General features: G+C 57.6%; 26 protein-coding genes. 18 read left to right on the forward strand and 8 right to left on the reverse strand.

The genetic code is table 11. The features are described from left to right. Positions 1-184: 184 nt before the first annotated feature. A complete protein-coding gene (locus EBB79_RS00540; RefSeq protein WP_127746966.1) occupies positions 185-715 on the reverse strand; it encodes an HdeD family acid-resistance protein in 531 nt (176 codons plus the stop codon). Between the two features lie 132 nt (positions 716-847). Between EBB79_RS00540 and EBB79_RS00545 the strand changes: the two genes are divergently transcribed. Next, a complete protein-coding gene (locus EBB79_RS00545) occupies positions 848-1,132 on the forward strand; it encodes a hypothetical protein (RefSeq protein WP_127746967.1) in 285 nt (94 codons plus the stop codon). A 96-nt stretch (positions 1,133-1,228) separates the two neighbouring features. Here EBB79_RS00545 and leuD read toward each other — a convergent pair whose 3' ends face one another. Both leuD and leuC read right to left on the reverse strand, forming a co-directional pair. Then, a complete protein-coding gene (leuD, locus tag EBB79_RS00550; protein WP_127746968.1) occupies positions 1,229-1,834 on the reverse strand; it encodes a 3-isopropylmalate dehydratase small subunit in 606 nt (201 codons plus the stop codon). A gap of 11 nt (positions 1,835-1,845) precedes the next feature. Further along, positions 1,846-3,249 (reverse strand): 3-isopropylmalate dehydratase large subunit, encoded by a 1,404-nt coding sequence (gene leuC / locus EBB79_RS00555; protein WP_127746969.1) that lies wholly within the window; start codon positions 3,247-3,249, stop codon positions 1,846-1,848. A 466-nt stretch (positions 3,250-3,715) separates the two neighbouring features. On the opposite strand from leuC, the gene rsfS reads away from it, so the two are divergent. Then, positions 3,716-4,072, forward strand: a complete 357-nt coding sequence (gene rsfS, locus EBB79_RS00565) for a ribosome silencing factor (protein ID WP_338045784.1) — start codon at positions 3,716-3,718, stop codon at positions 4,070-4,072. Positions 4,073-4,129: 57 nt separating this feature from the next. Continuing rightward, on the forward strand, positions 4,130-4,600 hold the full coding sequence (rlmH, locus tag EBB79_RS00570; protein WP_127746971.1) for a 23S rRNA (pseudouridine(1915)-N(3))-methyltransferase RlmH: 471 nt from the start codon (positions 4,130-4,132) through the stop codon (positions 4,598-4,600). A gap of 52 nt (positions 4,601-4,652) precedes the next feature. Here the strand turns inward: rlmH and EBB79_RS00575 are convergent, their stop codons facing one another. After that, a complete protein-coding gene (locus EBB79_RS00575) occupies positions 4,653-5,006 on the reverse strand; it encodes a hypothetical protein (protein ID WP_127746972.1) in 354 nt (117 codons plus the stop codon). A 36-nt stretch (positions 5,007-5,042) separates the two neighbouring features. Next, positions 5,043-5,753 (reverse strand): DUF599 domain-containing protein, encoded by a 711-nt coding sequence (locus tag EBB79_RS00580; RefSeq protein WP_127746973.1) that lies wholly within the window; start codon positions 5,751-5,753, stop codon positions 5,043-5,045. A gap of 81 nt (positions 5,754-5,834) precedes the next feature. On the opposite strand from EBB79_RS00580, the gene EBB79_RS00585 reads away from it, so the two are divergent. The 5 genes from EBB79_RS00585 (at position 5,835) to EBB79_RS00605 (ending at position 11,434) form a co-directional block, all read left to right on the forward strand. Next, positions 5,835-7,283, forward strand: a complete 1,449-nt coding sequence (locus tag EBB79_RS00585; protein ID WP_127746974.1) for an FAD-linked oxidase C-terminal domain-containing protein — start codon at positions 5,835-5,837, stop codon at positions 7,281-7,283. Positions 7,284-7,343: 60 nt separating this feature from the next. After that, the gene (locus EBB79_RS00590; protein WP_177627849.1) at positions 7,344-8,432 is read left to right on the forward strand and encodes an FAD-binding protein; all 1,089 of its coding nucleotides are present in this window, start codon (positions 7,344-7,346) and stop codon (positions 8,430-8,432) included. Positions 8,433-8,436: 4 nt separating this feature from the next. After that, a complete protein-coding gene (gene glcF / locus EBB79_RS00595) occupies positions 8,437-9,759 on the forward strand; it encodes a glycolate oxidase subunit GlcF (protein ID WP_127746976.1) in 1,323 nt (440 codons plus the stop codon). A 136-nt stretch (positions 9,760-9,895) separates the two neighbouring features. Further along, positions 9,896-10,678 (forward strand): trypsin-like serine peptidase, encoded by a 783-nt coding sequence (locus EBB79_RS00600; RefSeq protein WP_127746977.1) that lies wholly within the window; start codon positions 9,896-9,898, stop codon positions 10,676-10,678. 291 nt (positions 10,679-10,969) lie between these two features. Then, positions 10,970-11,434, forward strand: a complete 465-nt coding sequence (locus tag EBB79_RS00605) for an Hsp20 family protein (protein WP_127746978.1) — start codon at positions 10,970-10,972, stop codon at positions 11,432-11,434. Between the two features lie 220 nt (positions 11,435-11,654). Here the strand turns inward: EBB79_RS00605 and EBB79_RS00610 are convergent, their stop codons facing one another. Both EBB79_RS00610 and EBB79_RS00615 read right to left on the reverse strand, forming a co-directional pair. Then, positions 11,655-13,661, reverse strand: coding sequence for a vWA domain-containing protein (locus EBB79_RS00610; RefSeq protein ID WP_127746979.1), 2,007 nt, complete (start codon positions 13,659-13,661; stop codon positions 11,655-11,657). Next, positions 13,658-14,194 (reverse strand): RNA polymerase sigma factor, encoded by a 537-nt coding sequence (locus EBB79_RS00615; RefSeq protein WP_127746980.1) that lies wholly within the window; start codon positions 14,192-14,194, stop codon positions 13,658-13,660. Before EBB79_RS00615 ends, EBB79_RS00610 begins: the two co-directional genes overlap by 4 nt. A 113-nt stretch (positions 14,195-14,307) precedes the next feature. Between EBB79_RS00615 and EBB79_RS00620 the strand changes: the two genes are divergently transcribed. Beyond that, entirely contained in the window at positions 14,308-14,832 is a 525-nt protein-coding gene (locus EBB79_RS00620) for a globin (protein WP_127746981.1), read from the forward strand. A gap of 21 nt (positions 14,833-14,853) precedes the next feature. Here EBB79_RS00620 and EBB79_RS00625 read toward each other — a convergent pair whose 3' ends face one another. Beyond that, a complete protein-coding gene (locus EBB79_RS00625; protein ID WP_127746982.1) occupies positions 14,854-16,326 on the reverse strand; it encodes an NAD-dependent succinate-semialdehyde dehydrogenase in 1,473 nt (490 codons plus the stop codon). A 107-nt stretch (positions 16,327-16,433) separates the two neighbouring features. On the opposite strand from EBB79_RS00625, the gene EBB79_RS00630 reads away from it, so the two are divergent. The 9 genes from EBB79_RS00630 to EBB79_RS00670 all read left to right on the forward strand — a co-directional run bounded on the left by EBB79_RS00630 (position 16,434) and on the right by EBB79_RS00670 (position 25,352). Beyond that, positions 16,434-17,219 carry an alpha/beta hydrolase gene (locus tag EBB79_RS00630; RefSeq protein WP_127746983.1) on the forward strand — a complete coding sequence of 262 codons (786 nt, stop codon included), beginning with the start codon at positions 16,434-16,436 and terminating at the stop codon, positions 17,217-17,219. A 140-nt stretch (positions 17,220-17,359) separates the two neighbouring features. Then, a complete protein-coding gene (locus EBB79_RS00635) occupies positions 17,360-18,568 on the forward strand; it encodes a M24 family metallopeptidase (protein WP_127746984.1) in 1,209 nt (402 codons plus the stop codon). A 211-nt stretch (positions 18,569-18,779) separates the two neighbouring features. Continuing rightward, positions 18,780-19,544, forward strand: a complete 765-nt coding sequence (locus tag EBB79_RS00640) for a nuclear transport factor 2 family protein (protein ID WP_127746985.1) — start codon at positions 18,780-18,782, stop codon at positions 19,542-19,544. Between the two features lie 290 nt (positions 19,545-19,834). Then, on the forward strand, positions 19,835-20,917 hold the full coding sequence (locus tag EBB79_RS00645; protein WP_127746986.1) for a coiled-coil domain-containing protein: 1,083 nt from the start codon (positions 19,835-19,837) through the stop codon (positions 20,915-20,917). Positions 20,918-21,228: 311 nt separating this feature from the next. Next, the gene (locus EBB79_RS00650; protein WP_127746987.1) at positions 21,229-21,492 is read left to right on the forward strand and encodes a hypothetical protein; all 264 of its coding nucleotides are present in this window, start codon (positions 21,229-21,231) and stop codon (positions 21,490-21,492) included. After that, positions 21,485-22,606 carry a hypothetical protein gene (locus EBB79_RS00655; protein WP_127746988.1) on the forward strand — a complete coding sequence of 374 codons (1,122 nt, stop codon included), beginning with the start codon at positions 21,485-21,487 and terminating at the stop codon, positions 22,604-22,606. Before EBB79_RS00650 ends, EBB79_RS00655 begins: the two co-directional genes overlap by 8 nt. Positions 22,607-22,693: 87 nt before the next feature. Next, positions 22,694-24,631: an AAA family ATPase gene (locus tag EBB79_RS00660; RefSeq protein ID WP_127746989.1), complete on the forward strand. Its 1,938-nt coding sequence runs from the start codon at positions 22,694-22,696 to the stop codon at positions 24,629-24,631. Then, positions 24,631-24,963 carry a hypothetical protein gene (locus tag EBB79_RS00665; RefSeq protein ID WP_127746990.1) on the forward strand — a complete coding sequence of 111 codons (333 nt, stop codon included), beginning with the start codon at positions 24,631-24,633 and terminating at the stop codon, positions 24,961-24,963. The genes EBB79_RS00660 and EBB79_RS00665 overlap by 1 nt, the downstream gene beginning before the upstream one ends. Then, complete coding sequence (locus tag EBB79_RS00670) at positions 24,960-25,352, forward strand: hypothetical protein (RefSeq protein WP_127746991.1); 393 nt, start codon at positions 24,960-24,962, stop codon at positions 25,350-25,352. Before EBB79_RS00665 ends, EBB79_RS00670 begins: the two co-directional genes overlap by 4 nt. Positions 25,353-25,355: the final 3 nt, after the last annotated feature.

The raw sequence follows: 25,355 nt of genomic DNA on the forward strand, positions 1-25,355 counted from the left end.
ATCCAAAAATCACAGTGGAGTGGCAGATTGGCCGAGGTACTGGTGCGAGATTACATCATCAGTCGATTGAAAATTGGGGGCATTTAGGAGATTGCACTAAATGTAGTGGTGGTCCACCAGGCCACTACATGAAGCCAGAGACCCATCCGCATGTATTCGCAGATCGAAGCGTAATTTGGGCAAGTCAGCGGGGCACGTCGCTTCTATCTCGACCTGAAACACCGATCACAATCAGGCTGCCACCGTTCAACAGTAATTCGATCCCCAGCATCACACCGAGCAAAGTTAACGTCGCGGTTGAAAAGTTCTTCCAGATATAATCGGCCAGAAAAAGTGAAATAATGCCAGACGGCAGAAGCGGCCAAAAAAAGGTGGTGCTGCGCAGGCGCCAGGCAAAGACCAGCCGCAGAAAGCCACTGGCCACCATTAAAATCAGGATCAGCATGGTGAGTGAGATCGCGCCCTCAAGTGGTCTAAACAGAAAGTTCAGCCCCAACAGGCCCATCATCCCTCCCATCAAGACGCCAAATGCCTTGCGGCTGACCGATTCTGTATTCGCCAGACCGCCTACTATCTGGAATGCACCTGATACCATCAATGCAGCACCGGTCAGGGTGGTCACAGCAATGGTCGCGAGGACAGAATTGCCCAGAACCAATAGCCCCAAAAGCAGCGACAGTGCGCCCAGCATTATCCATTTCGTAGAATCTGACATTGTCTCTCCTAAAGCTCATTAACCAATCTGTCTTACTGGTGAAAAAATGACCAGTGCCGGGATGTTTCCGCAAATATGTTATGGTCAACTATTCAGCGATTCTGTTTCGTTGTGTTTTAAGGAGTATGAGTATTGGCTTATGTTACTGTGACCCTGTGGTCAGCAAAAGAAATGTCAGACGAAATGCTGGCGACTGCTCAAGAAAAATATGTTCCCATGATCCTGTCCGTTGGGGCGACAGGTGTGCAGATGGTGCAGACCGGTGAAACGACAATGAGTGTCGTTACCCAGTATGCGGACGCCGACGTTGCTGCGGCGGCCCAGGCGAAGATTGCTGAATTACGAAGTCAGGCATCAAGTGAATTTACCATGACCCTGGAAGGTGTTCACTCCGGTGATGTGATCGCTGCGGGCTGATTTATTGTGATCAGTTAGCCCAGATTAATACTGAACATTGCAAATGAAAAAGGCCGTCCAGATTTGGACGGCCTTAATGTCGTTGTCGCTAGGGGATTAGACCCAGGGGCGCTCTTGTGCGGCTTTGCTTTCGAATGTGTCGATCGAGCTGACTTTTTCCATGGTCAGGCCGATGTCATCCAGACCTTCGAGCAGGCAGTGCTTTTTAAACGCATCCACCTCGAACGTGATCACTTCGCCGTCGGATGTGGTGATTTCCTGCGCAACCAGATCTACAGTCATGCGCGCGTTGGCGCCTTTTTCTGCGTCCGCCATCAGCAGATCAACCTGCTCTTGCGGCAGAACGATCGGCAGGATGCCGTTCTTGAAGCAGTTGTTGAAGAAGATGTCAGCAAACGAGGTCGAGACCACACATTTGATGCCAAAATCAGCAATCGCCCAAGGCGCGTGTTCGCGAGATGAGCCGCAACCGAAATTATCGCCAGCCACCAGAATGTCAGCATCCCGGTACTGCGGTTTGTTCAGCACGAAATCAGCGATCTCGGTGCCGTCACGGTTGAACCGCATCTCGTCGAACAGGTTCTTGCCAAAGCCAGTCCGCTTGATCGATTTCAGGTGGACCTTTGGGATGATCATATCGGTGTCGATATTGACCAGCGGCATAGGGGCAGCGATGCCCTGGAGTTTTTCAAACTTTTCCATGCTCGTATTCCTTATGCCAAGTCGCGGATGTCGGTCAGGCGACCGGTGAGGGCAGCAGCGGCAGCCATGGCAGGCGACACCAGATGGGTGCGGCCCTTGTAGCCCTGGCGCCCCTCGAAATTGCGGTTCGAGGTCGAGGCGCAGCGCTCGTTCTCGGACAGCTGATCGGGGTTCATCGCCAAACACATGGAGCAACCCGCCAGACGCCATTCAAATCCGGCCTCGACAAAGATATCGCCCAGACCTTCTTCTTCGGCCTGAGCACGGACCAGGCCGGAACCCGGAACGATCATGGCGCGCATGCCGTCTTTGATCTTCTTGCCTTTGACCACGTCAGCCACGGCGCGCAGATCTTCGATGCGACCATTGGTGCACGAGCCGATGAACACGGTGTCGATCTCGATGTCGGTCAGCTTGGTGCCGGATTCCAGACCCATGTAGTCCAGTGCGCGTTTGACAGCGTCGACCTTGCCACCGGTAAAGTCCTCGGGGAAGGGAACCTTGGCGGTGATTGGCAGAACGTCCTCGGGCGAGGTGCCCCAGGTCACAACCGGCTGGATGTCTTCACCTTTCAGGGTGACGACCAGATCAAACTCGGCACCTTCGTCGGTGTAGAGCGTCTTCCACCAGTCCATCGCAGCTTCCCATTGGGCACCCTTAGGGGCGTGGGCGCGGCCGTTGACGTATTTAAACGTGGTCTCGTCCGGAGCAATCAGGCCAGCGCGGGCGCCGCCTTCGATAGCCATGTTGCAGACCGTCATGCGGCCTTCCATCGACAGATCACGGATCGCTTCACCGCAATATTCGATGACATAGCCAGTGCCGCCGGCGGTGCCGGTTTCACCAATCACGGCAAGCGTGATGTCCTTGGCGGTCACACCTGGCTGTAGTTTGCCGGCGATCTCGACCTTCATGTTCTTGGATTTTTTCTGGATCAGTGTCTGGGTGGCCAGAACATGCTCGACCTCGGATGTGCCGATACCATGCGCCAGCGCGCCAAACGCCCCGTGCGTCGCGGTGTGGCTGTCGCCGCAAACAACGGTCATGCCCGGCAGGGTCCAGCCCTGCTCGGGGCCAACGATGTGCACGATGCCCTGACGGATGTCGTTCATCGGATAATAGTGGATGCCAAATTCCTTGGCATTGGTATCCAGCGCGGCAACCTGAATGCGGCCTTCTTCGTTTTCGATGCCGTCGACGCGATCCGGCGTTGTGGGCACGTTGTGGTCCGGCACGGCGATGGTTTTGTCTGGTGCGCGCACCGTGCGGCCGGTCATGCGCAGACCTTCAAAAGCCTGGGCACTGGTCACTTCGTGGACCAGATGGCGGTCAATATACAGCAGGGTGGTGCCGTCTTCTGCTTCATGCGCAACATGCGCATCCCAGATTTTGTCATAGAGCGTTTTGGGGGACATGGGGTCCTCTCCCGTTTTGTATTTTCAATAAGCTGGCTGTGCGGCGGGCAGGCGTTATAGCCGGGCCAAAACCGAGCGGGCGGCGCCAAAGAATCGCTCGCGCAGGCGGGTGCGATCTTGCAGTTCGATTTTTTGCGCCAATACGGGTATCATGGCTGTCAGATACAGGCGGTGGTCTAGTCAATCAAGGGTTTGCCAGCGCCAACTGCGGTAAACTGGGTAAACAAAGCGAACAATACACGAATTCCCAGCGCGCATGGCCGCTACCCTCTTCACTCTGCCGGGTAGATCGGGCACAGAGGCGTCTTGATTCGCCTCAAATCTTACCGGCCGCGTTGAAAATGGGTCTGAGGCTTGCTATTTTTGCCCTATCCCCAGCGCCGGGGGACGGACGGCGCCCAAAAAGGAGGACAATGTCCTGTCACCTGATTCTGAAGCGGCCAATGCCGCTGACCGTGGGGCAGCCGTGACGGCCGCTCAAACCCGACCTTCCAGCGACGAGCTGCTGGCGTTTATCCTGTCCTCGCTTGACGAAGACAAGGCCGAAGATGTGGTGCAGATTGATCTGCGCGGCAAGACGGCGATTGGCGACCACATGGTGGTTGCCACCGGTCGCTCGACCCGTCAGGTGACTGCGCTGGCGACCAAATTGGCCGAGCGGATCAAGCAGGATTTCGGATTTGTCTGCAAAACCGAAGGCCGCGACACTGGCGACTGGGTCTTGGTCGATACCGGCGATGTTATCGTCCATGTCTTCCGCCCCGAAGTGCGTGAGTTCTACCAGATTGAGAAAATGTGGCTGGGTGGCGATAGCGCCGTTTAAGCCTTACTAGGGGATCGGCCCGTGCATCCGCGCGGGCTGCTGCTGAGGTAGGTCACCATGCGTGTACATCTCTGTGTTGTTGGCCGCCTGCGGGCTGGTCCCGAAAAAACTCTGATTGATGATTATCTGACCCGCTTTGACCGCAGTGGCCGTGCCCTGGGGTTAGGCCCTGCGCGGGTGGTCGAGGTCGAGGATAAAAAGAACGCCGGTATGGCAGCCGAGGCGGCCCTGCTGCGCAAAGCCCTGCCCAAGGGGGCGGTCATCTGTACGCTGGATGAACGTGGCAAAGTGATATCGTCGCCGGATTTTGCACAGAAGATGGCTGGCTGGCGTGACACCTGCCGTCAGGATCTGGCGCTGATCATCGGTGGCGCCGATGGTATAGATCCCAGCCTGCGGGCCGAGGCCGATTTTTCGATATCCTTTGGCAAGATGGTCTGGCCGCATATGTTGGTGCGGGTGATGCTGGCCGAACAGATCTATCGTGCGGCGACCATATTGGGTGGCAGCCCCTATCACCGGGTTTGACCGCGCCTGGCCGCGCAGGCTTGCGGCGTCGGTGTTTTAGACAAAACGTAATTCAGGGCAGTGTGATGGTGGTTAGCGTTGTGCCCCAGCCGTCAATCAGGCAGTGGGCCTGGATTTGCACCTGATTGGTGCCCTTGGGGATCTGAACACCACTCAGTGAGCGGGTGAAGGGCTGTTCTTGCTCATGTGGATGGGCAAGAATACGCAGCCCCAGTTCACGCCCTTCCATGTCCAGAACGCGCCAGCCATCGGCATAGTGATCCCAGCCGGTGTCAGGGTGGGAGAGGGTTACGCGGATCGTCCAGCTGTCGCCACTGGCGCTGGCAGAGGCAGCTTCGATGCGGGGCTCATCCGCCAAAGCGGGCAGCGTGGCGACACAAAAGAGGATGGATAGACAGTGTTTCATGGTGGCCAACCTAGGCACTGATGGCATGACGTGGTGTCACAAAGTCGTGTCAGGGGGGCACTGCATCAGAATGACGCGTGACTGCGACGCAAACTCGCGCCGATAGAGCATTGCCACTGTCACCAGGGTTGCGGCGATCAGCGGCACGGCCCCAGCCAGCCAGGCGACCGCCGTCAGAGCAAAGTAAGTCGAGCGCATGCCGCGATTGAAACTGCGGGCGGCGGTGATGCTGATTTCGGCCGCCTGCGCGGCGCGCGGGTAAGACAGATCGGCCTCGGATTTGTTTGGAACCGCGGCCATCAACACCGAGCAATATCCGAATAGCCGATGCGCCCAGACATATTTCAAAAACGCATTGGCCAGAAACATCAGTACCAGCAAGATCTTGATCTCCCAGACAAAGGCTGGGGTTTTATCAAGCGTAAGATCGCTGGCCACGCCTTCCAGCTGATCGGTATTGCCGATCAGGGCCAAGCCGCCGCCAATGGCAATCATCGCGGCAGAGGCGAAAAAGGTCGCCCCCTGGCGCAGGCTGCCAATCAGTTGCGCGTCAAACACCCGTGGCTCACGCGTCACCATCTGATGCATCCAGCACCGCCTGAAATCTTCCATCAGAACCGAGACCGAAGGGCGCTCGGGTTTCGGGGATTCAATGCGCCAGCCGATCCAGAACCAACTGCCGATCAGCAGGGCAAGGGCAGCCAGGTCAAGGGCGGAAAACAGGGTCAGTCGTTCGGTCCAGATCATGGCGCACCCTAACGTGACATTTTGGTTCTTGCCAGCGGCTATAGATTGGTAATATTAATTTACCAAAAAGGAGAGCCCGCAATGGAGATGCCAGTCCCGAACCCAGCCATTTTGGCGCGCAAAGCCGATTTGGTCGCCAAGCTGTCGGCACTGTTGCCACAGGATGCATTGATCCAGGATGAGGCAGAAACCCGCGCCTATGAGTGTGACGCGCTGACGGCCTACCGTTGTCCGCCGCTTTTGGCGGTGCTGCCGCGCACGACGCAAGAGGTGTCAGCGGTGCTGCGCATCTGTCATCAGATGGGCGTGCCGGTGGTGCCGCGTGGGGCAGGGACCTCGCTGGCGGGCGGGGCATTGCCGACGGCGGATTCGGTCATTTTGGGCGTGGCGCGGATGAACGCGGTGCTGGAGACGGACTATGACAACCGGGTGATCCGGGTGCAGACCGGGCGCACCAATCTGAGTGTCTCAGGGGCGGTCGAAGAAGAGGATTTCTTTTATGCGCCGGACCCCTCGTCGCAACTGGCCTGTGCAATTGCCGGCAATATCGCGATGAACTCAGGCGGTGCGCATTGCCTGAAATACGGGGTGACCACCAATAACCTGATGGGGGTGACCCTGGTGATGATGGATGGCACCGTGGTTGAGATCGGCGGCGCGCATCTGGATGCGGGCGGGCTGGATCTGCTGGGGGTGATCTGCGGCAGTGAGGGCCAGTTGGGGGTCGTGACCGAAGCGACCCTGCGGATCCTGCGCAAGCCCGAAGGCGCGCGACCGGTGTTGATTGGCTATGACAGCAATGAGGTCGCCGGGGCCTGTGTCAGTGACATCATCAAGGCAGGTGTTCTGCCAGTGGCGATCGAGTTTATGGACCGGCCTTGTATTGAGGCCTGCGAGGCCTTTGCCAAAGCGGGCTACCCCATGTGCGAAGCTCTGTTGATCATCGAGGTTGAGGGCAGCGAGGCCGAGATTGACCACCAGTTGAAACTGATCACAGATATTGCCCGCTCGCACAATCCGGTTGAGCTGCGCGAGGCCCGGGATGCCGACGAGGCCGGGCGGATCTGGTTGGGTCGCAAATCGGCCTTTGGGGCGATGGGTCAGATCAATGACTACATGTGTCTGGATGGGACCATCCCGGTGACAGAACTGCCGATGGTGCTGCGCCGGATTGGCGAGATGTCCAAGCAATATGGGCTGGATGTGGCAAATGTGTTCCATGCCGGCGACGGCAATATGCACCCTTTGATCTTGTTTGATGCCAACAAGCCGGGGGATCTGGAGCTCTGTGAAGCGTTTGGCGCCGATATCCTGAAGCTTTGTGTTGAGGCGGGGGGATGTCTGACTGGAGAGCATGGTGTCGGGGTCGAGAAGCGGGATCTGATGCTGCATCAATATGAGCCTGCGGATCTGGAGGCGCAGTTGAAGGTCAAGGATGTGTTTGACCCGCAGTGGCTGTTGAACCCGGCAAAAGTGTTTCCCCTGTCAGTGACTGAGGGGCGGCGCCTTGTCCCTGTGGCGGCTGAGTAGAAAAAGGGGGCGCTGCCCCCGTCCTGCGGACTCCCCCGGAGTATTTGGAAAAAGATGATGATGACACCTGAGACAGAGCTTGAGTTGGCGGAGATGATTGCTGGGGCAGAGGCTCCGTTGGCGATCCGTGGAGGGGGCACCCGTGGATTTGATGTGGCAGGGCAGGCGCTAAGCACCTGTGGTTTGACTGGGATTGAGCTGTATGAACCGGGTGCGTTGACGATGGTGGCGCGGGCGGCAACGCCGGTGGCTGAGATCGAGGCGCTGTTGGCAGAGAGTGGTCAGCGGTTGGCGTTTGAACCGATGGACCATCGTGGGCTGATGGGGACCGATGGCAACCCGACAATTGGCGGGGTGTTTGCGGCGAATGTATCCGGCCCTCGGCGCATTCAGTGTGGCGCGGCGCGGGACTTCCTGCTGGGCGTACGGTTTGTTGATGGCATGGGGCAGGTGGTCAAGAACGGTGGCCGGGTGATGAAGAATGTCACCGGCTATGATTTGGTCAAGCTGATGGCGGGGGCGCATGGCACTCTGGGGGTGCTGAGCGAGGTTTCGTTCAAAGTGCTGCCCATACCTGAGGCAGAGGCAACCGTGCGTGTTGGCAATGTTGATCTTGGGGTGGCGGTTCAGGGGATGTCAGCAGCATTGGGCTCGCCTTATGATGTGACGGGGGCGGCATATGACCCTGCCACCCGCGGTGCCTATATCCGGGTCGAAGGGTTTGCGGGTTCGGTCGCGTATCGGGCCGGGCGGCTGGTGTCGGAATTGGCACGGTTTGGTAAGGCGCAACAGGTGGACGGTGGCGCGCAGCTGTGGCGCGGTATTCGCGACGTTACTGCCTTTGAGGGGCGCGAGGGCGATGTCTGGCGGATCTCGGTTCAGCCGTCGGATGCTGTGGCATTGGCGGACGCGCTGCAGGCGGATGCGCTGCAGTTTGATTGGGGCGGTGGGTTGATCTGGGCCTTGGCCCCAGCCGGTGTGGACCTGAGGGCGCGGATGACGGTGCCGGGGCATGCGACGCTGGTGCGTGGTAGCGCCGAGACACGGTCACGGTTTCAGCCACAGCCGGCGCCATTGGCGGCCATTTCCGCCGGGTTGCGGGCGAAATTTGATCCCCGAGGGATCCTGAATGCCGGACTGATGGGATAGGCGCATGCAAACGACTTTTACCAAAGACCAGTTGAGCGACCCTGCTGTTGCGCGTTCCAACGACATCCTGCGCTCTTGTGTGCATTGCGGGTTTTGTACGGCCACCTGTCCCACCTATCTGGTGCTGGGCGATGAGTTGGACAGCCCGCGTGGGCGGATCTATCTGATCAAGGACATGCTGGAGAACGAGCGGGTTCCGGATGAAAAAACGGTCAAGCATATAGATCGGTGTTTGTCCTGTCTGGCCTGCATGACCACCTGCCCAAGCGGCGTGCACTACATGCATCTGGTGGATCATGCGCGCGCCTATATCGAGGCGAACTATAAGCGTCCCTTCAGTGATCGTGCCCTGCGTTGGATCCTGGCGCGAGTCTTGCCCTATCCTGGGCGGTTTCGGTTGGCATTGTTGGGGGCCAAGATGGCGCGACCCTTGCGCAATCTAATGCCGGATCCGCGGCTCAAGGCGATGCTGGAGATGGCGCCGAGGCAGATCCTTCCGGTCAGTCGCAATGATGATCCGCAAAGCTTTGCAGCTGCTGAGCCGGTCAAGAAACGGGTGGCGCTGATGACCGGCTGTGCCCAGAAGGCGCTGAACACCGATATCAACGACGCCACCATTCGACTGCTGACCCGCATGGGCTGCGAGGTCGTGGTGGCCAAGGGTGCGGGCTGCTGTGGGGCGCTGACCCATCACATGGGGCGCGAGGATGAGAGCCACGCCTCGGCGGCCCAAAACATTCGGGCCTGGTCGGCGGAAATGGATGGCGCGGGGCTGGATGCGATTGTTATCAACACCTCGGGTTGTGGCACCACGGTCAAGGATTACGGTCATATGTTCCGCAATGACCCGCTGGCGGCGGATGCGGCGCGGGTGTCGGCACGGGCGATGGATGTGTCCGAATTGCTGATGCAACTGGACCTGCCGATGGGCGCGGACAAGGGTCTGACAGTAGCCTATCACGCGGCCTGTTCGCTGCAGCACGGGCAGCAGATCAAGACCCACCCCAAGACCCTGTTGAAACGGGCCGGGTTCAAAGTGGTCGAACCGGCGGACAGCCATCTGTGTTGTGGCTCGGCCGGGACATACAACCTGTTGCAGCCCGAGATTTCCGGGCAGTTGAAGGCGCGTAAGGTCCAGACGCTGGAAGCAAAGGCGCCGGATCTGATCGCGGCTGGCAACATCGGCTGCATGATGCAGATCGGGTCCGGGACCGAGGTGCCGATCCTGCACACGGTTGAGCTGCTGGACTGGGCGACAGGCGGGCCGCAGCCGCCTGCATTGACGCAGCCGGGTAAGCGCGCACCGGCAATTCCACAACTGCGCTGACGCAACACAGTGCAAAATGCAGGAATCACCTGTACTCATCCCCGCTTTGCCGTAATTTTGCCGTGAGACGCCTCTAGCCTGCGTTTCACAGAGCGGCGGAGGTGAATGTTTGCGACAATTGGTGATAGCATGTGTCATGAGTTTGGTACCTTTGATGGTGGCTGCACAGGACAGTCGTCTGATGCGAATGGATACCACCGATGCGGGACGCCAATGGGAGGCCGTGGGCCGGTTGGATGTCAATGGGGATGGGTTTTGCACAGGTGCGCTGATTGCCCCTGATCTGGTGTTGACCGCCGCACATTGCCTGTATGACAGCGATACCAAGGCGCAACTTCGCCCGGAAACCATCGAGTTTCTGGCCGGTTGGCGCAATGGGCGTGCCTCGGCCTATCGCACAGTGCGCCGGGCTGCAGTGCACCCGGATTATACCTACGACGGTCAGGTATCGACCGAGCGGGTACGCAATGATATCGCCCTGCTGCAATTGCAACGCCCCATTCGCAACACCACCGTGACGCCGTTTGAAACAGATATTCGGCCGCGTAAAGGCGCGCGAATCGGAGTTGTCTCTTATGCGCATGACCGTGCCGAGGCCCCGTCCTTGCAAGAAGTGTGCGCGGTGATGGCGCGCCAGCAGGGGGTGCTTGTGATGTCTTGCGATGTTGATTTCGGCTCATCCGGTGCGCCGGTGTTTTCCTTTGACGAAGGCACCCCGCGGATTGTGTCGGTTGTTTCAGCCAAGGCTGAGGTGGATGGCGAACAGGTCTCGCTTGGGTCGGCACTGGCCGAGGAGTTGGACCTGTTGCGGTCCCAGTTGGCCGAGGTTCAGGTAGGCAGCCGGTTGCCGCCCGGCGTGGGACGGGTGACGGTTGGCGAAGGCCGCAATGACACAGGCGCAAAGTTCATCAGACAATAAACACGCTTCTACGGGCTATTGCTACAGCTGCGGCGATGGTTTTGGCCGGAGCCACCGCAGCTGAAAACACCAGCTTGTAAGAACTCTCTGACCGTGAGGACCTTTGGGGCTGGGAGGACGTGGGGCGGCGGGGTGCTAAATTCATCCGGCCTGGTGGCTGACCCCTCTTGAAAGGCGAAATAGGGTAATTATCTCAGTCTCATCCGGATCGCCACTGATGGGGTCCGGTGACGAGATGCCTGTCCCAACTTGGGAAGGCGCACCCTATATCGCTCTGAATGAGGATGAATTATGCGTAGTTTTGATTTTGCCCCCCTGCACCGTGCTTCTATTGGCTTTGACCAGATCGCGGACCTGATGGACCGGACGTTAAATGCGGATGTGGCGCAGCCCAGTTACCCCCCTTACAACATCGAAAAAACAGACGCCGATGCCTACCGGATTTCCATTGCTGTGGCCGGGTTTGGCGAGGCGGACCTGAATGTGGAAGTTAAAGAGAACGGGCTGATTGTAACCGCCAAGAAAGCTCCGGAGGAAAGTGAACGCAGTTATCTGCATCGCGGCATTGCCAACCGTGCCTTTGAACGCCGCTTTACCCTGGCCGATCATGTGCGGGTTACCGGTGCCAGCCATTCAGATGGCATGTTGCACATCGACCTGCAGCGCGAAGTGCCCGAGGCCCTGAAACCCCGGCGTATTGAGATTTCTTCAAAGAGCGCTAAGTCTAATCTGGTAGAAGCTAAATCAGTTAACTAACGCGGTTCCAGTTCCTGTGGAGTAGTATCATCGGCTTTTGTAATCAGCTCTTTGGCGAGAGGGCGTGAAAACCGATATTCCGAGGACTGGAAACGCTGTAGACCGATCTTCTGCCAGAGATCGTGTAAGGACCGGCTAAACTTCTTTCCCTAGTTAACCGGAACTGGATCCCCTTGGTCGCCCGCCAAGGGGATTTCTCGTTGTGAGGGGAGATGTTGGCCTATTGGCTGAGACTGTCGGCCAGACGCATCAGTTGCACCGCCTGCGCACGGTATCCAAAGGCGTCATCGCCTTTGGCCCCATTGGCCAGATCAATGGCCTGGGTGTAGGACCAACCGCCCAGATAGGGGCTGTTTTGCAGTAGTTGACCAAAGCCGGCAATGGCACTGGCGAATTGCATGTCTGGTGTCGCTTCGCCACCGGGCAGGATCGGGGTTTCAATCAATGCGCTGGTGTCTTCGCCGGGGCGTTTGTAGCGCAGCCGCAGGAAACCGTATTCTTCGCTGGTCGCGGTCACTTCCGCGGGCTGATAGCGCAGCGGGTCACTCAGCTGGGCAGGGCTGCCAACGGGGGTGACCTCATATATCGCGGTCACGGCGTGGCCTGCGCCGATTTCGCCGGCATCAATGCGGTCGTTGTTGAAATCCTCACGCTTCAGTGCGCGGGTTTCATAGCCAATCAACCGGTACTCGGCGATCTGGGCCGGATTGAACTCGACCTGGATTTTAACGTCATTGGCAATTGGAAACAGGGCGCCACTGAGTTGATCCACCAGTGTTTTCTGCGCTTCCGACAGAGTGTCGATATAGGCGGCCTGACCGTTGCCGGTCTGCGCCAGTGCCTGCATGGTAGCGTCGTCCAGATTGCCACGACCAAAGCCCAAGACCGACAGATAGGTCCCGGTTTCGCGCTTCTTGGCGATAAAATCCTTGAGCTCATCCGGGTCATAGATGCCGACATTGAAATCACCATCTGTGGCCAGAATGATCCGGCTGATATCACCGTCATCCGACATGGATTCAGCTGTGGCATAGGCCTGCTGTAACCCAGCCTGTCCTGCGGTTGAGCCACCGGCGTCCAGCTTATCAAGGGCGGCCATGATGGTTGCGCGGTCACTGGCTGGGGTGGGGTCAAGCACCTGCCCGGCGGACCCGGCATAGGTCACAATGGCGACCTTGTCTTCGGGGCGCAGCTGGGCCAGCATCAACTGGAAGCTCTGCTTGAGCAGGGGCAGTTTGTTGGGGGCATCCATGCTGCCCGACGTATCAATCAGGAACACCAGGTTCAGCGGCGGACGCGTGTCCAGCGCCGGTTTCTCGCCCTGTAGCGCGATGTGCACTAGCCGTGTTTCCGGGTTCCACGGGGTGGCGATTACCGTGGCACGAGTAGAAAACGGTGCATTGTCCAATGGGGCGGCGTAATCATAAGGGAAATAGTTCACCATTTCCTCGATCCGCACCTGGTCTGCTGTGGGCAGACGGCCAGCATTCAGACTGGAGCGCAGGATCGCATACGAGGCGGTGTCGACATCGATGGAAAACGTTGAGACAGGCTCTTCGGTGGTGATTTTCAGCGGGTTTGGCTCTGCATCCGGATAGGCTTCGGTGTCTGGTTCGACCCGCATTTGGCTGTCGTCGGCATATCCCTGAAGCGGTGGGATCAGACTACGTTGTTCCAGTTTGGCAGTGGCAGCAGGTCTGGCCATGACCGAGGGTGACGGGGCTGCGCCTGAGAGCTGACCAAGTGGTGCCGCCATATCTGCCAGCTCGGCCATAACCGGGGCTTCCAGTGGTGCGACATTCGCCTCTTCGGCCTCACCAGAGGCCTGCATCCGGGCACGTCCATCGCTGCCAAGCACTCCGACAATTGAATCAACTTCTGTGGTGGCTTCGGTAACGGCGATGGGTTCAGGCGGCAGGTTAACCAGCCCCTCTGGTCCCTTCTGCAACGCGGGCAGATAGACAAACAGGCCAATGGCAACCAGGGCAGTTGACGCGGTCAGCGCCTGACGGGTGGAAATGGCTTTGAACATGGAAAACACTCCTCTGAAGAGGCCCTTTTTCGGGCGATCAGAGGTGAAACGGGCCTGCTCAGCACTTTCTTGGCGGCGGGCAAAGTTATTTTCCGCCAGGGCGATATTTTCTGCCTTGCGTGTGACATCGGGCGTCGGGGTGGCGGCGCGCAGTGCGGTTTTCAGATCTTCAAAATCATCAAAGGGGTCGCTCATGATGCGTCCTCCTGTTGTTTTAGGGCGCGTAGATGTTTCTTGGCCTCGGATACCCGCCAGCTGACAGTGCCGGGCGAGACGCCAAGGATTTCGGCAGCGTCGGCATGGGTTACATCGTCCAGTATCAGCGCCAGTGTGTCGCGCAAATCGTCCGGCAGGGCGCGCATGGCGCGGGTCAGCCAGTCAAGCTGGGTGTTGGTGTCGGCGATGGCGGCCTGTCGATCAACCTCCCAATCACCCCAGCCACTGGCCGCCTTACTGCGGGTGGCTGCGCGGCGGCGACGGTCGTGTGCAGCATTGACCACCACCCGGTACAGCCAGGTGCTAAAGCGGGCGCTGGGCTGATAATGTGCCATTTTGTCGGGCAGCGCGGCGCAGATGTCCTGGGTCAGATCCTCAGCTTCGGCGCGCTGGCCGGTCATCCGAAAGGCCAGGCCAAAGACACGATCATAGTGGCGCGCCAGCAGGGCCGAGAAAGCCTCGGAGTCGCCTGTCGCCGCTGCCGCAGCCAGTTGCTGATCATCTACCGTCATACGCATTACGTAAATTGTAACGCAGCCCGATGCCAGTTCCTTGGTGAAGGCGCGAAAAAAATGAGTGACGCGCCGAGACTGGGGACGAATTTGTAAAAAATGGCCAATTTTTCATGCGTCGGCTGGATGCTGGCAGCTGCCATGGGCGCATATTAAAACATACTTTCAATATGTATCTTTTTAGGTTTATCTTCTTCATGACCGCTTTGCCTCAAGATGTGAGTATTCAGAGATTGAAATGTAACGACAAAGAAATAATAACATCGTGTTTTAGTAAGGTTTTTCAAAAAAAGGCACTGCTTTCAGCACGGGTTTATGCCGAGATGTTTGATCAGGTCCCCGCCACTCGTGACTTCATGGAAGACGAAGTTTCACAGCAAAAAGAGGGGTTTGTTTCGATCTTGATCGAGACAATGAAGACACCCCAAACGGGAGATGCAGCTGAAGAACGGATGACCGAATTAAGGGCAATGCATGTGAAGATGGGTATAACATCGCATCAGGTCGAAAGCGTGATGCGTATTATTCTTCAGGTGCTGACTGAGGAGCTGGCGTCGGATCTTACGGCGGTTGAGCTCAACGCATGGAAACGCACGATAGAACAATTTGCCTTGCAGCTTTCGGCGGGACTTGAATAACCCCGCCGAAAGGCTTCTGATTTAGACTGACATGCAGATGTATTTCATCTCCAGATAGTCCTCGATGCCATGGTGGCTGCCCTCGCGGCCCAGACCCGATTGTTTGACGCCACCAAACGGGGCCACCTCGGTTGAGATGATGCCGGTGTTAACGCCAACGATACCGTATTCCAGCTCCTCGGCCACTTTGTAGACGCGGCTTAGATCTTTGGCGTAAAAGTAGGAGGCCAGACCAAAGATGGTGTCATTGGCCAGCGCGATGACCTCGTCTTCATCCTCAAATTTGAACAGCGGCGCCAGTGGGCCAAAGGTCTCATCCGAGCTGAACAGCATATCTGTGGTGGCGCCGGTGACGATGGTTGGCTGAAAGAAGGTGCCGCCCAGTTCAGAAGGCTTGCCGCCCAGAATGACCTTGGCGCCTTTGGCGGTGGCGTCGGCGATGTGATCCTGCACCTTGGTCACAGCCTTGGCGTTGATCAGCGGGCCAAAGTGGATGCCGTCATCCAAGCCGTCGCCGATATTCATCTTTTCAACGGCAGCCTTCAGCTTGGCAGCGAACTCGTCATAGACGCCGGCCTGCACATAGATCCGGTTGGCGCACACACAGGTCTGGCCGTTGTTGCGGAATTTGCACATGATGGCGCCTTCGACGGCGGCGTCGATGTCAGCGTCGTCGAACACGATGAACGGCGCGTTGCCGCCCAGTTCCATCGAGCACTTCATCACCGTATCAGCCGCCTGACGCATCAGGATACGGCCCACCTCGGTTGAGCCGGTAAAGGTCAGTTTACGCACTGCGTTGTTTTCGCAGAACTCCAGCCCGGTTTCCGAGGCATTGGACGAGGGCACAACACTGAACACACCTGCCGGGATGCCTGCGCGATCCGCCAGCACGGCAATCGCGGTGGCCGACAATGGGGTCAGTTCCGCAGGGCGGGCGACAAAGGCACAGCCGGCCGCCAGTGCGGGTCCGGCCTTGCGGGTGATCATCGCGTTGGGGAAGTTCCACGGCGTGATCGAGGCAGCAACACCGATGGGCTGTTTCAATACGGTGATCCGCTTGTCGCGCTGGTGACCGGGGATGGTCTCGCCATAGATGCGCTTGGCCTCTTCGGCAAAGAACTCGATGAACGACGCGCCATAGGCGATCTCGCCGCGGGCCTCGGTCAATGGCTTGCCCATCTCGGCTGTCAGGATAACGGCCAGGTCTTCCTGATTTGCCATCATCAGATCGTACCATTTGCGCAGCACGTTTGCGCGTTCCTTACCAGTCCACTTGGCCCAGTCCTTTTGGGCCGCTTCAGCCTGAGCAATGGCACCGGCAACCTGCGCCCGCGAGACATCGGCAACAGTGGCGATCACGTCACCACGGGCAGGGTTTGTTACCTCAAAGGTGGTGTCGCCATCGACAAATTGACCGCCGATGTAGGCGCGCGTTTCCAGCAGGCTGGGATCCCGCAGAAGAGAATGAAGATCGGTGATGGTATCAAGCATGGAGGCCTCCGGAAATTTCGCTCGCCGATGAAAAGCATTTAGCATTACACTTGTCCAGCAAGACCGGTAAGTCCAGATAGACTAGTTAACATATTAAGGAAATTCGCATGAACCTCGACGACGCATATTCCAACGGGGCCTATATCGACGGCGCTGACACCTTTCCGCCACGCTGGGCGGCTCAGGCGCAGGGCTTTCGTGAGGGTCTGGGAGCGCGTGCCAGGTTGGATATCGCTTATGGCCCAGGTGCGCGGAACACATTTGATCTGTTCCTGCCCGAGGGTACGCCCAAGGGGGTGTTTGTCTTTGTCCACGGCGGCTATTGGCTGCAGTTTGATAAGTCCAGCTGGTCGCACCTGGCTGCCGGTGCACTGGCGCAGGGCTGGGCCGTTGCGATGCCATCGTATGATCTGTGCCCGGATGTATCGATTGGCGATATCACCCTTCAGGTTGCAACGGCAGTGACCCGGATCGCCGCCGAGGTCGCGGGTCCGATTTCTCTGGCAGGGCATTCCGCAGGCGGCCATTTGGTGGCCCGGATGCTGGACAAGGGCCTGTTACCAGCTGAGGTGGCTGACCGGCTGCGCAGCGTGATGCCAATCTCGCCCGTGTCAGACCTAAGACCGTTGTTGCAAACCTCGATGAACGAAAAGTTCAAAATGGATGACAGGGCCGCCGCAGCTGAAAGCCCGGTTCTGATGCAGGATCGCCATGAGGCCACGGTGACCGTCTGGGTTGGCGCAAAGGAGCGGCCGTCTTTCCTGGATCAGGCACGCTGGCTGGCCGAAGCCTGGAGCTGCGATCACGTCATTGATCCGGCGAAGCATCATTTCGACGTCATTGATGCGCTTTGCGACGCAGACAGCGAAATGGTAGCAATCGTCACAAAATAACACTTGCGCGGCGGAGAAATCCGCCGCAGTTTCTGCCCAAGGGCCGGGCGATGGCGTCGCCGCATGGATCTCATGCAGCCCTCTATCTTTATAACCGTCCTGAACGCCGGGACCTTTCTTGTCAGAAGGAAGGGTCGAACATGACTTCACGTCCTGAAATGTATCGTTTTCACAATGGTGAAAAAGCACCTTTGCAATTTGCCCAAGGTGAATATGCGGACCGCGTTGCGGGTCTGCGCAAAATCATGGTGGACAAAGGCGTTACCGCTGCTGTTTTCACCTCGATGCACAATATCTCCTATTACTCGGGCTTCACATATTGCGCTTTTGGCCGCCCCTATGGGCTGGTTGTCACCGCGACGGATTGCGTGACAATCTCGGCCGGTATTGACGCGGGCCAGCCCTGGCGCCGGTGCTATGGCGACAACATCACCTATACCGACTGGCAGCGCGACAACTACTGGCGGGCGATTCTGTCCGTTGCGGGCGCTGATGCGGTTGTTGGTTATGAAAGCGATCACCTGTCGCTGCTGCAAAAGGCCAAGTTGGACACCTATCTCAATCCAAAATCCACCGTGGACCTGTACGAGGCGACCATGGTGCAGCGGATGGCTAAGTCCGAGGCCGAGATCGAGATGATCCGTCAGGGCGCTGCGGTGGCGGATGTGGGTGGTTTTGCCATTCGCGATGCAATCCGCGAGGGCGTACGTGAAATCGACGTCGCAATGGCTGGTCGTGACGCGATGGAGCTGGAGATTGCCAAACGGTTCCCGGATGCCGAATACCGCGACAGCTGGGTCTGGTTCCAGTCGGGTATCAACACCGACGGCGCCCATAACCCGGTCACGGCCCGTAAATTGCAGCGTGGCGATATCCTGTCGCTGAACACTTTCCCGATGATCTCGGGCTATTACACGGCGCTGGAACGGACCCTGTTTGTGGGCGAAGTGGACGCCGACAGCCTGAAGATCTGGGAGGCCAATGTGGCGGCCCATGAATATGGCATCTCGCTGCTGAAGCCCGGTGCCAGCTGTTCCGAGATCACCCACAAGATCAACGCCTTCTTTGAAGAGCGCGACCTGCTGCAATACCGCACCTTTGGCTACGGCCACTCGTTTGGTGTGCTGTCGCATTATTACGGCCGCGAGGCGGGACTGGAACTGCGCGAGGACATCGACACAGTGCTGGAGCCCGGCATGGTGATCTCGATGGAGCCGATGCTGACCATTGCTGAGGGTCAACCGGGTGCTGGCGGCTACCGCGAGCATGATATCCTGGTGATCCACGAAGACGACAACGAGAATGTCACCAAGTATCCTTACGGACCTGAGTTCAACGTGGTGGGGTAAACCCCGCTGATGATGGTCTCCCGCCCGTCGAACCCGCATCAAAGATGCGTTTCCTCCCGTTGGGCGTAGCATTGCGCTAAGCGCAATGCGTTCAGAAGCAGAGGCCAGGGTGTGTCACTCAGACATGCCCTGGCCTCTTTACGATCTGTATTTGGGGTATGGTCAGGCAGTCCATATTGTGGCTTGTTTCGTTGAACAGGAGCATTGCCCGATGACCAAAAGCAACAAAGACAAAATCCGCGACTTGTTAAAGAGCATCGAGACTGGCGACCCTGGTCCGATCGCGGTTGTCAACGAAGCGAAGTACATTCAGCACAACCCGCAGACCCATGAGGGCAGCGAAGGATTGGCGCACCTGTTCCAGCGGCTGTCCAAAACAGGCCCCCGGGTCAATATGGTGCGCGCCTTTGAGGACGGGGACTATGTGTTCGCTCATATGGAATACGACTTTGCGAGCCGGAAGATCTGTTTCGAAGTCTTCCGGTTTCAGGATGGCCAAGCGGTTGAGCACTGGGACAACATTCAGGAACGACAGGATCTGAACCCATCGGGCCACAGCATGGTGGATGGGCCAGTACAGGCGACAGATCTGGGGCGGACCGAAGAAAACCGCGCGCTGGTTCGGGCATTTGTGGACACCGTCTTGGTTGCCGGACAGGTAGAGCGCCTGAGCGAATTTATCGATGAGACGTCATACATCGAGCATAATCCTCGCATTGCTGACGGAGCGGCGAGCCTCAGTTCAGCCTTAAACGCCGGCGACGGTGGCCAAAGGCATATCAATTACCAGCAGGTGCACCGTGTTCTGGCCGAAGGCAGTTTTGTCCTCTGTGTCAGCGAGGGATTGATGCACGGTGCCCATTCGGCATTCTACGATCTGTTCCGGGTCGAGAATGGAAGGATAGTGGAGCATTGGGACACCACAGAAACGGTCGTGCCGCAGAGTGAATGGAAGAACGACAACGGTAAATTCTAACGGTGCTGGGGCTTTTTGAACAGAGCGCGGCCGGATGGGCGAGGTTTCTTTTCATTTCCCAACATGGGGAACATCGAAGGTGAGTGGGTGCGGGCCAAGTCAGGTATTCCCTTGAACTGACGGTCCCTGTTTGGTCTTAGGGCGCTTTCGCAGGTCTTCATCCTTTCATTTGCCGGGCTTGTCTGCGAAACTCTGCCTGAATTTTAGAGGTTTACGGCGCCCAAGGGGATGTAAATTGAATTTACATACCTATGTTAAGAGCAAGAATTTACGTGGAGGGAAAAAGAATTATGTCGTTTTCGAATTTTGAAAGCATGGTCGAAGAGACTGAGAGCAAAGTAAAAGAGTCGCAAAGCAAGATTGCGGCGCTGACCTCTCGGATTGAAACTGCGCGCGACAAGATCTCGGCGGGCGAGGCGGCTGACATCGATATCGAAAACGCTACGCTTGAGGACGTGCACGCCCATACCGAGGTGATGAACAGCAATATTGCTGAGCTGATCATGGGTCTGGATGACGTGACCTCGGCGTTCTCGCAGGATTTTGACGAGATGCGGAACAAGACCGGCTGGGAAAGTTTTGTCGGTGTTTTCAGCGCTGGCAAGTCGGATTCTATGCGTCAGGAGCGGATGCGTACCGCCAGCATCGACGACAAGTTGCAGGATCTGATCGCCAAGTCAGACACCATCGTCAAACTGCTAGAGGGCCAGCTGGCTGTGTTGGATGAGCAAAAGGAAAAGGTTCAGGTCAACCTGACCGAAACGCTGGATGAGCGCGAGTTCACGGTGCAGGAGCTGGAGAACGTGCGGGCCGAGATCCTGGCGCTGGACCCCAAGATCATTGCGCTCGAGGGCAAGATCTCGGTCGAGCAGGACGCGGCGGCGCGCACCAAGCTGGAGACTGAACTGGCAGAGCTGAACGCGGGCTATAATGCCATGGTGCAGGATGAGCAGGTCAAGCTGGCCAAGAGCCAGACGCTGGAGCGCTATATCGAGAAGGGTAAGACCTGGGTCGATTCATTGCAAAACCAAGCGGCGACGCAGATGGTGCTGATCAACAAGTTGCAGACAGACACCCAGCAGCGGGTGGTGCTGTATGATGCGCTGACCAAGTCGTTGAAAACCGCACAGCAGCAGGACGTGGCGCACCGGATCAATGAAATTGGTGTGAAGACCGATCAAGAGGCGCAGACCGCGATGGCCTCGATCGGGACGGCGACCAACAAGAAAATGGCCGATATGCTGGACGCCCACGAGGACCACATGGTGTTTGCCCGCGACGTGCTGGAAAAGAAGGCCAAGGCCGACGAACGCTTTGCCCGCCGCTTTGCCAAGATTGTCGAGAAGCATGACAAGAACCTGTATGGGGGATGAAGCACCTATTTAGAGTACTTTGGATTTGTGTAGCATCGGTTGTTGGCACAACTCTGGCCTTGTTCTTCGGCCGTGCGCCGACATGGGGCAGTTGGAGTGTTGTTGTAGGGCTTTATGGGTTGCTGTTTCTTGTTGCGATCGCATTTTGGAATGTACCGCTGCAATCGTTGAAATACTGGGGGCTATTTGTCGGGGTCTCTGCACTTGGCGTCTTGGTTCGGCGACGTTGGCCTGAAGTGGTGGGGCGATATTGGTAGAGCGGGCAGGCGCTATCCGCGCTGCAAACGGTATGGATGAAGTCGGAGCGACCAATGTCTAAGAACAAAATTGCACTTTGCGTGTTCGGTTGCGTTCTGATTCTAGTTGGCTTGGAGAAAGTGACGCGTTTTACGCGCCTTGATTTTCTTAGTACGGGCATTTTTGAGTTAGGGATGTACTTTCAACTTTTGCTGGTTCTTGCTGGCATTGTGATTTTTGTTGGGGTTGTTTTCGACCCCATTCGGAAGTTTTTCAAAGGTCATTGTTTTCGAATTTGGAACGTATATCGGGAGAAAAAGGTCGCTAACAATGACTGATCCAGCAAAAGACCACACCGGCCTCAGCGACACCTTCGCCTCGCGCCGGTATTTCAAGAAGTTTGAGATCATCACCGAGCATCTGACCCGTGTGGCTGGCACGATGCAGGCCGAGGGGGCACTGGGCAAGCATGACGTCAAGGCGTTGACCGGCTATCTGATGCGGCTGAATTTCACCTTTCGCGCGCTCTCCATGAAATACCTGCTGGTGGGGCGCGATACCGGGCGGTTCTTTGGCTCGCTGGCGATGGACACCCGCGACAGCGGCTTTCCGGTGGCGGCTGAGCTGATGACCATGGCCAATGACGCGCAACAGGCCGAGGGGCATTTGGCCAATATGCCGTCCGAGGCGCAGCTAAAAGACGACATGGTGCGCCGGATCATTGCCGATCAAGAGGTGCCGACCAAGCTGCAATTCGCGCTGTCTCAGCGGCTGTATTATCAGGAGCTGCTAAAGGGTGATCTGTTCTGGACCCAGAACGACCCTGAATGCCAGTGGCTTGGCAAGGCCGATAGCGAGCGGCGCAAGTTCCTGCTGCATTGGGCGGCTTATGACAGTCAGGTCAACCTGCCGGTGATTTATCTGATGGAGCTGGAGGACAGCGGTAAAACCGCACTGCCCAAGGACCAGTATCGCTGGCCCGAAGTGCAGGCGCATCTGATGGCGCAGGGGTTGGCGGGGTTGAAGCTGCTGACCATTGCCAAGGGCTTTGACGAGGATTTTGACGACCTGCACCCCAAACGGCTGCGCCGCTATCACGTGGGGCCGATGTATTCCTCGGCCTATACCGAGCAGTCCGGCCCACTGCGCCGGGTGTTGGAGGACGCAGAGTCGCCCGCGGGGCAAGACTGGGCGATGGCCTGGACCGTTGAAGAATTGACCAGCGAGGATGTGCGGCAGGAACGGTCAGGCTGGTTTGGCAAGGTGGACCGCGAGGTCTTTGCGCTGGATCCCTTTGGCGGACGTGGAGCGGATACTGGTGCGACCCGGACGCAGCGGTCGATCATCCTGCCGCAGCGTCCGTTCCAGGTGCTGGCCGAGCAGGACCCGCCTGGATTTGGCGATGTACGCAAGTTTGTGGTCAGCGATGCTGGGCAGGTGTTGCGGTATTAGATTTTAGGCCTCCGGCGGGAGTATTTTTGAAAAGATGAAGTTGGGTCAGAGATTTGAGGCGCTGCTGCGCCAGGACGTGAGGGTATTATGAGTTTGACTAGCGATCAGATGGAACTGCGTGAGGATGAGATCCAGAAGCATTACGCGGCTGCGGCTTTGATGCTTGAGGGGTTTGATCACACGCCGAGAATTGCCAAAGCCAAGGTTGAGGCCGCAGCGCCGGAGCGGTCACCCGGTGTCGCGCGGGTGCGGCGGTTTCGATCTACCACTCCGGGGTTGGTGACGCGGTCTACCGCGCGGCCCGAGGGGGTGCATCTGGTGGCGCGGATCGAGGCGGCGGATGACGATGATCCGCTGACCTCGCCTTTGCAGGCCACTGCGCAGCATGTGTTGCGGCGTGCGCTGGCGATTTCCTTGGCGGTGGGCGAGGCCTATTCCGAATCCTCGGGGCTGGCAGAGCTGAAGCGGGCCAATTTGGCTGGGTCTTTGGATGCGGGCCGTAAGGGTGAGTTTGGTGAGTTGCTGGCCGCAGAGGCGCTGGCGGTGGCGCATGTGTTTGCCAATGCCTCGGCCTATTTGCTGGCACCCCATGCCAGCGAGACCCAGGTTGAGGTCGGCGATGTCGAGGAACTGTTGACGGATCATGCGCAACTGGCCTTGCACGGTGCGCTGTGGGAGCTGGATCAGAAGCTGGCGCAGTTTGCGCCGGATGATGCGGTGCTGATTGCCACGGTGGCAGCTTACGCTGAACAGTTGATGGAGAAGGTCAGCTTGCGGGCGCAGAACGCGCCGCGATTGGCTCCGTTTACCGACGCGGCCTGGCATGTGGAGGCGGACGACCTGACCATTCGCGGCTTTGAGCCTGCGGCCAAGGCGAAATCGACCACCCTGACCATGACGTTCAAAAAGCCAAACGAAGTGGTAGGCAACCATATCGCCAAGTATCAGGCGATGAAGTTGTCGAAAATGCTGATGGCCTATGACTTTGACCGTCGCCTGAACCCCTTTGCAGAACTCGGCGGGTTCATCTTTACCTTTATGGGGGATGGCAAGCCGGGCACTGGTAAGACCACGCTGATCCAGATGATGGCGGGGTTGGTAAATGACTACTGTCAGGTGGCGGGCTATCCGTTTCGCTATCAGAACCTGAGCACCGATAATATCGACAGCTATCAGGGTAAATCAGGGCAGAATGCCAAGGCGTTCATCAACTCGATCATCGACCCCAGTGCGATTGGCTTTGGCACCATTGATGACATCGACCAGCTGGCGGGTAAACGTGGCGACCGGCAGTCCTCGGCTGGGCAGTTGGAGATCACGGCGGTGCTGATGGAGAGTTTTGCCGGGGCCAATACCGTGGTGCGGGGCAATTGCACCTTTGGCATGTTCTCGAACTATCCGGAAAATGTGGACGATGCGCTGCGCCAGCGGGCCGGGGCGCGGTTCCTGGTGGATGGGCCGCAGACGCGCGACGATTATGTGGACATTCTGAACCTGCTGATGGGCAAGAACCACAATATCCCGCTGGGCGAGCACGAACCGTTTGCCGCGCAGGAGATCAAAGCGGCTGTGGCCAAATCATTTGAGGCCCATGCCAAGCCGCAGGAACCGGGGCTGATGAACGTGTTCGACCGCGCCGAGAGCCAGATCGGCGGGCTGGATACCATCGCCAAGCTGGGCAGCTATCTGAAGATGATCCAGCAGGCGGATGAGCGGTTTACCGGCCGGGCGATCAAGAACATCACCGACGCGGTCAAGGTGCGGGCGATGGATTTTGAGCTGCCGGATGAATGGATGGAGAACCCCGAGCTGTTCCTGTTCCGCGATTACGACGCCAAGAAATCGATGATCGAGGAGCTGCGGGTGCCGATCACTGTCGACATGGTGATCCAGGAGATCAACCGTTATGCCGATAGCGAGTTCCGCTATGCCGATAAATCGGACGAGGTGGCGATTGACGGCATGGTGCGCGATTTTGGACGACAAGAAGAGGCCAAGCGGCGGTATCTGGAGGGCAAGGGGTGATGGGCCTGCTCATTCTGGTCTTTGCTCTCTTTGTTGGTGTTAGCGCGTGGTGTGGTGTCGCCGTAGCTCGCCGCGCTCGTCCTGTTGGAATTTCACTGCTGCAGATTGCCTTGCTGTGTTTTGCCTTTAGCTATGTGTTTGGAGCCCAGTTCAGCATTTGGAGCATGGGAGCATCGCTTCAGGATCAGAACTCTTTACTGCACGCGTTTGGACCGGGAGGAATGCCGGGTACGTTTCTGAGCTATGCCCAAATCATGTTTATTCCCATCATAACGGTTTCATTGGTTGCTTACTTTGTTAAGCGACGGCGGTATTTGGAGGGGAAGGGGTGACGCCGCAAGAAAAATTACAAACCATACAGGCTATTAGAGAGACATTGCCGGACTGGACCAGTACGCTTGTGGGGCTCGGTTTTTTGATATTGCTACCTTCATTCTTAGCCAAAGTGGTCTATCCCAGAGTGGTTCCAATGCCTTTGTTGAGCAACCGATTGTGTAATCTTGTGTTTTCGGTCTTCTCGGCATTCATACTTTTCCAACTGTTTCTCTCAATTGGGATAGGCATTCTATTGGTTCAGCATCTGGATCTTGAGACAGGTAAGTTTTGGGAGATGTTCCCGGCCATACTGTTTGGGTTCGACAAAGTGCATTTAGTCGGAATTGGGGTGCAGGCTATGTTCGCTGCTCTGGCGGTCCATGGCTTAGGCCGAATAGAAAGTTGAATT

Source organism: Parasedimentitalea marina (genome assembly GCF_004006175.1).
Taxonomy (GTDB): Bacteria; Pseudomonadota; Alphaproteobacteria; order Rhodobacterales; family Rhodobacteraceae; genus Parasedimentitalea; species Parasedimentitalea marina.

Excerpts from the sequence above, each read along its gene's own strand:
- EBB79_RS00610 (WP_127746979.1), bottom strand. The coding sequence starts at position 13,661 with ATGAGCGACCCCTTTGATGATTTTGAAGATCTGAAAACCGCACTGCGC.
- rlmH (WP_127746971.1), top strand. The coding sequence starts at position 4,130 with ATGCGTGTACATCTCTGTGTTGTTGGCCGCCTGCGGGCTGGTCCCGAA.
- EBB79_RS00600 (WP_127746977.1), top strand. The coding sequence starts at position 9,896 with ATGAGTTTGGTACCTTTGATGGTGGCTGCACAGGACAGTCGTCTGATG.
- EBB79_RS00605 (WP_127746978.1), top strand. The coding sequence starts at position 10,970 with ATGCGTAGTTTTGATTTTGCCCCCCTGCACCGTGCTTCTATTGGCTTT.
- EBB79_RS00590 (WP_177627849.1), top strand. The coding sequence starts at position 7,344 with ATGACACCTGAGACAGAGCTTGAGTTGGCGGAGATGATTGCTGGGGCA.
- leuC (WP_127746969.1), bottom strand. The coding sequence starts at position 3,249 with ATGTCCCCCAAAACGCTCTATGACAAAATCTGGGATGCGCATGTTGCG.
- EBB79_RS00650 (WP_127746987.1), top strand. The coding sequence starts at position 21,229 with ATGTCTAAGAACAAAATTGCACTTTGCGTGTTCGGTTGCGTTCTGATT.
- EBB79_RS00660 (WP_127746989.1), top strand. The coding sequence starts at position 22,694 with ATGAGTTTGACTAGCGATCAGATGGAACTGCGTGAGGATGAGATCCAG.
- EBB79_RS00575 (WP_127746972.1), bottom strand. The coding sequence starts at position 5,006 with ATGAAACACTGTCTATCCATCCTCTTTTGTGTCGCCACGCTGCCCGCT.
- EBB79_RS00665 (WP_127746990.1), top strand. The coding sequence starts at position 24,631 with ATGGGCCTGCTCATTCTGGTCTTTGCTCTCTTTGTTGGTGTTAGCGCG.
- EBB79_RS00540 (WP_127746966.1), bottom strand. The coding sequence starts at position 715 with ATGTCAGATTCTACGAAATGGATAATGCTGGGCGCACTGTCGCTGCTT.
- EBB79_RS00615 (WP_127746980.1), bottom strand. The coding sequence starts at position 14,194 with ATGACGGTAGATGATCAGCAACTGGCTGCGGCAGCGGCGACAGGCGAC.
- EBB79_RS00635 (WP_127746984.1), top strand. The coding sequence starts at position 17,360 with ATGACTTCACGTCCTGAAATGTATCGTTTTCACAATGGTGAAAAAGCA.
- EBB79_RS00645 (WP_127746986.1), top strand. The coding sequence starts at position 19,835 with ATGTCGTTTTCGAATTTTGAAAGCATGGTCGAAGAGACTGAGAGCAAA.
- EBB79_RS00630 (WP_127746983.1), top strand. The coding sequence starts at position 16,434 with ATGAACCTCGACGACGCATATTCCAACGGGGCCTATATCGACGGCGCT.
- EBB79_RS00625 (WP_127746982.1), bottom strand. The coding sequence starts at position 16,326 with ATGCTTGATACCATCACCGATCTTCATTCTCTTCTGCGGGATCCCAGC.
- EBB79_RS00620 (WP_127746981.1), top strand. The coding sequence starts at position 14,308 with ATGCGTCGGCTGGATGCTGGCAGCTGCCATGGGCGCATATTAAAACAT.
- EBB79_RS00585 (WP_127746974.1), top strand. The coding sequence starts at position 5,835 with ATGGAGATGCCAGTCCCGAACCCAGCCATTTTGGCGCGCAAAGCCGAT.
- EBB79_RS00580 (WP_127746973.1), bottom strand. The coding sequence starts at position 5,753 with ATGATCTGGACCGAACGACTGACCCTGTTTTCCGCCCTTGACCTGGCT.
- glcF (WP_127746976.1), top strand. The coding sequence starts at position 8,437 with ATGCAAACGACTTTTACCAAAGACCAGTTGAGCGACCCTGCTGTTGCG.
- leuD (WP_127746968.1), bottom strand. The coding sequence starts at position 1,834 with ATGGAAAAGTTTGAAAAACTCCAGGGCATCGCTGCCCCTATGCCGCTG.
- EBB79_RS00655 (WP_127746988.1), top strand. The coding sequence starts at position 21,485 with ATGACTGATCCAGCAAAAGACCACACCGGCCTCAGCGACACCTTCGCC.
- EBB79_RS00640 (WP_127746985.1), top strand. The coding sequence starts at position 18,780 with ATGACCAAAAGCAACAAAGACAAAATCCGCGACTTGTTAAAGAGCATC.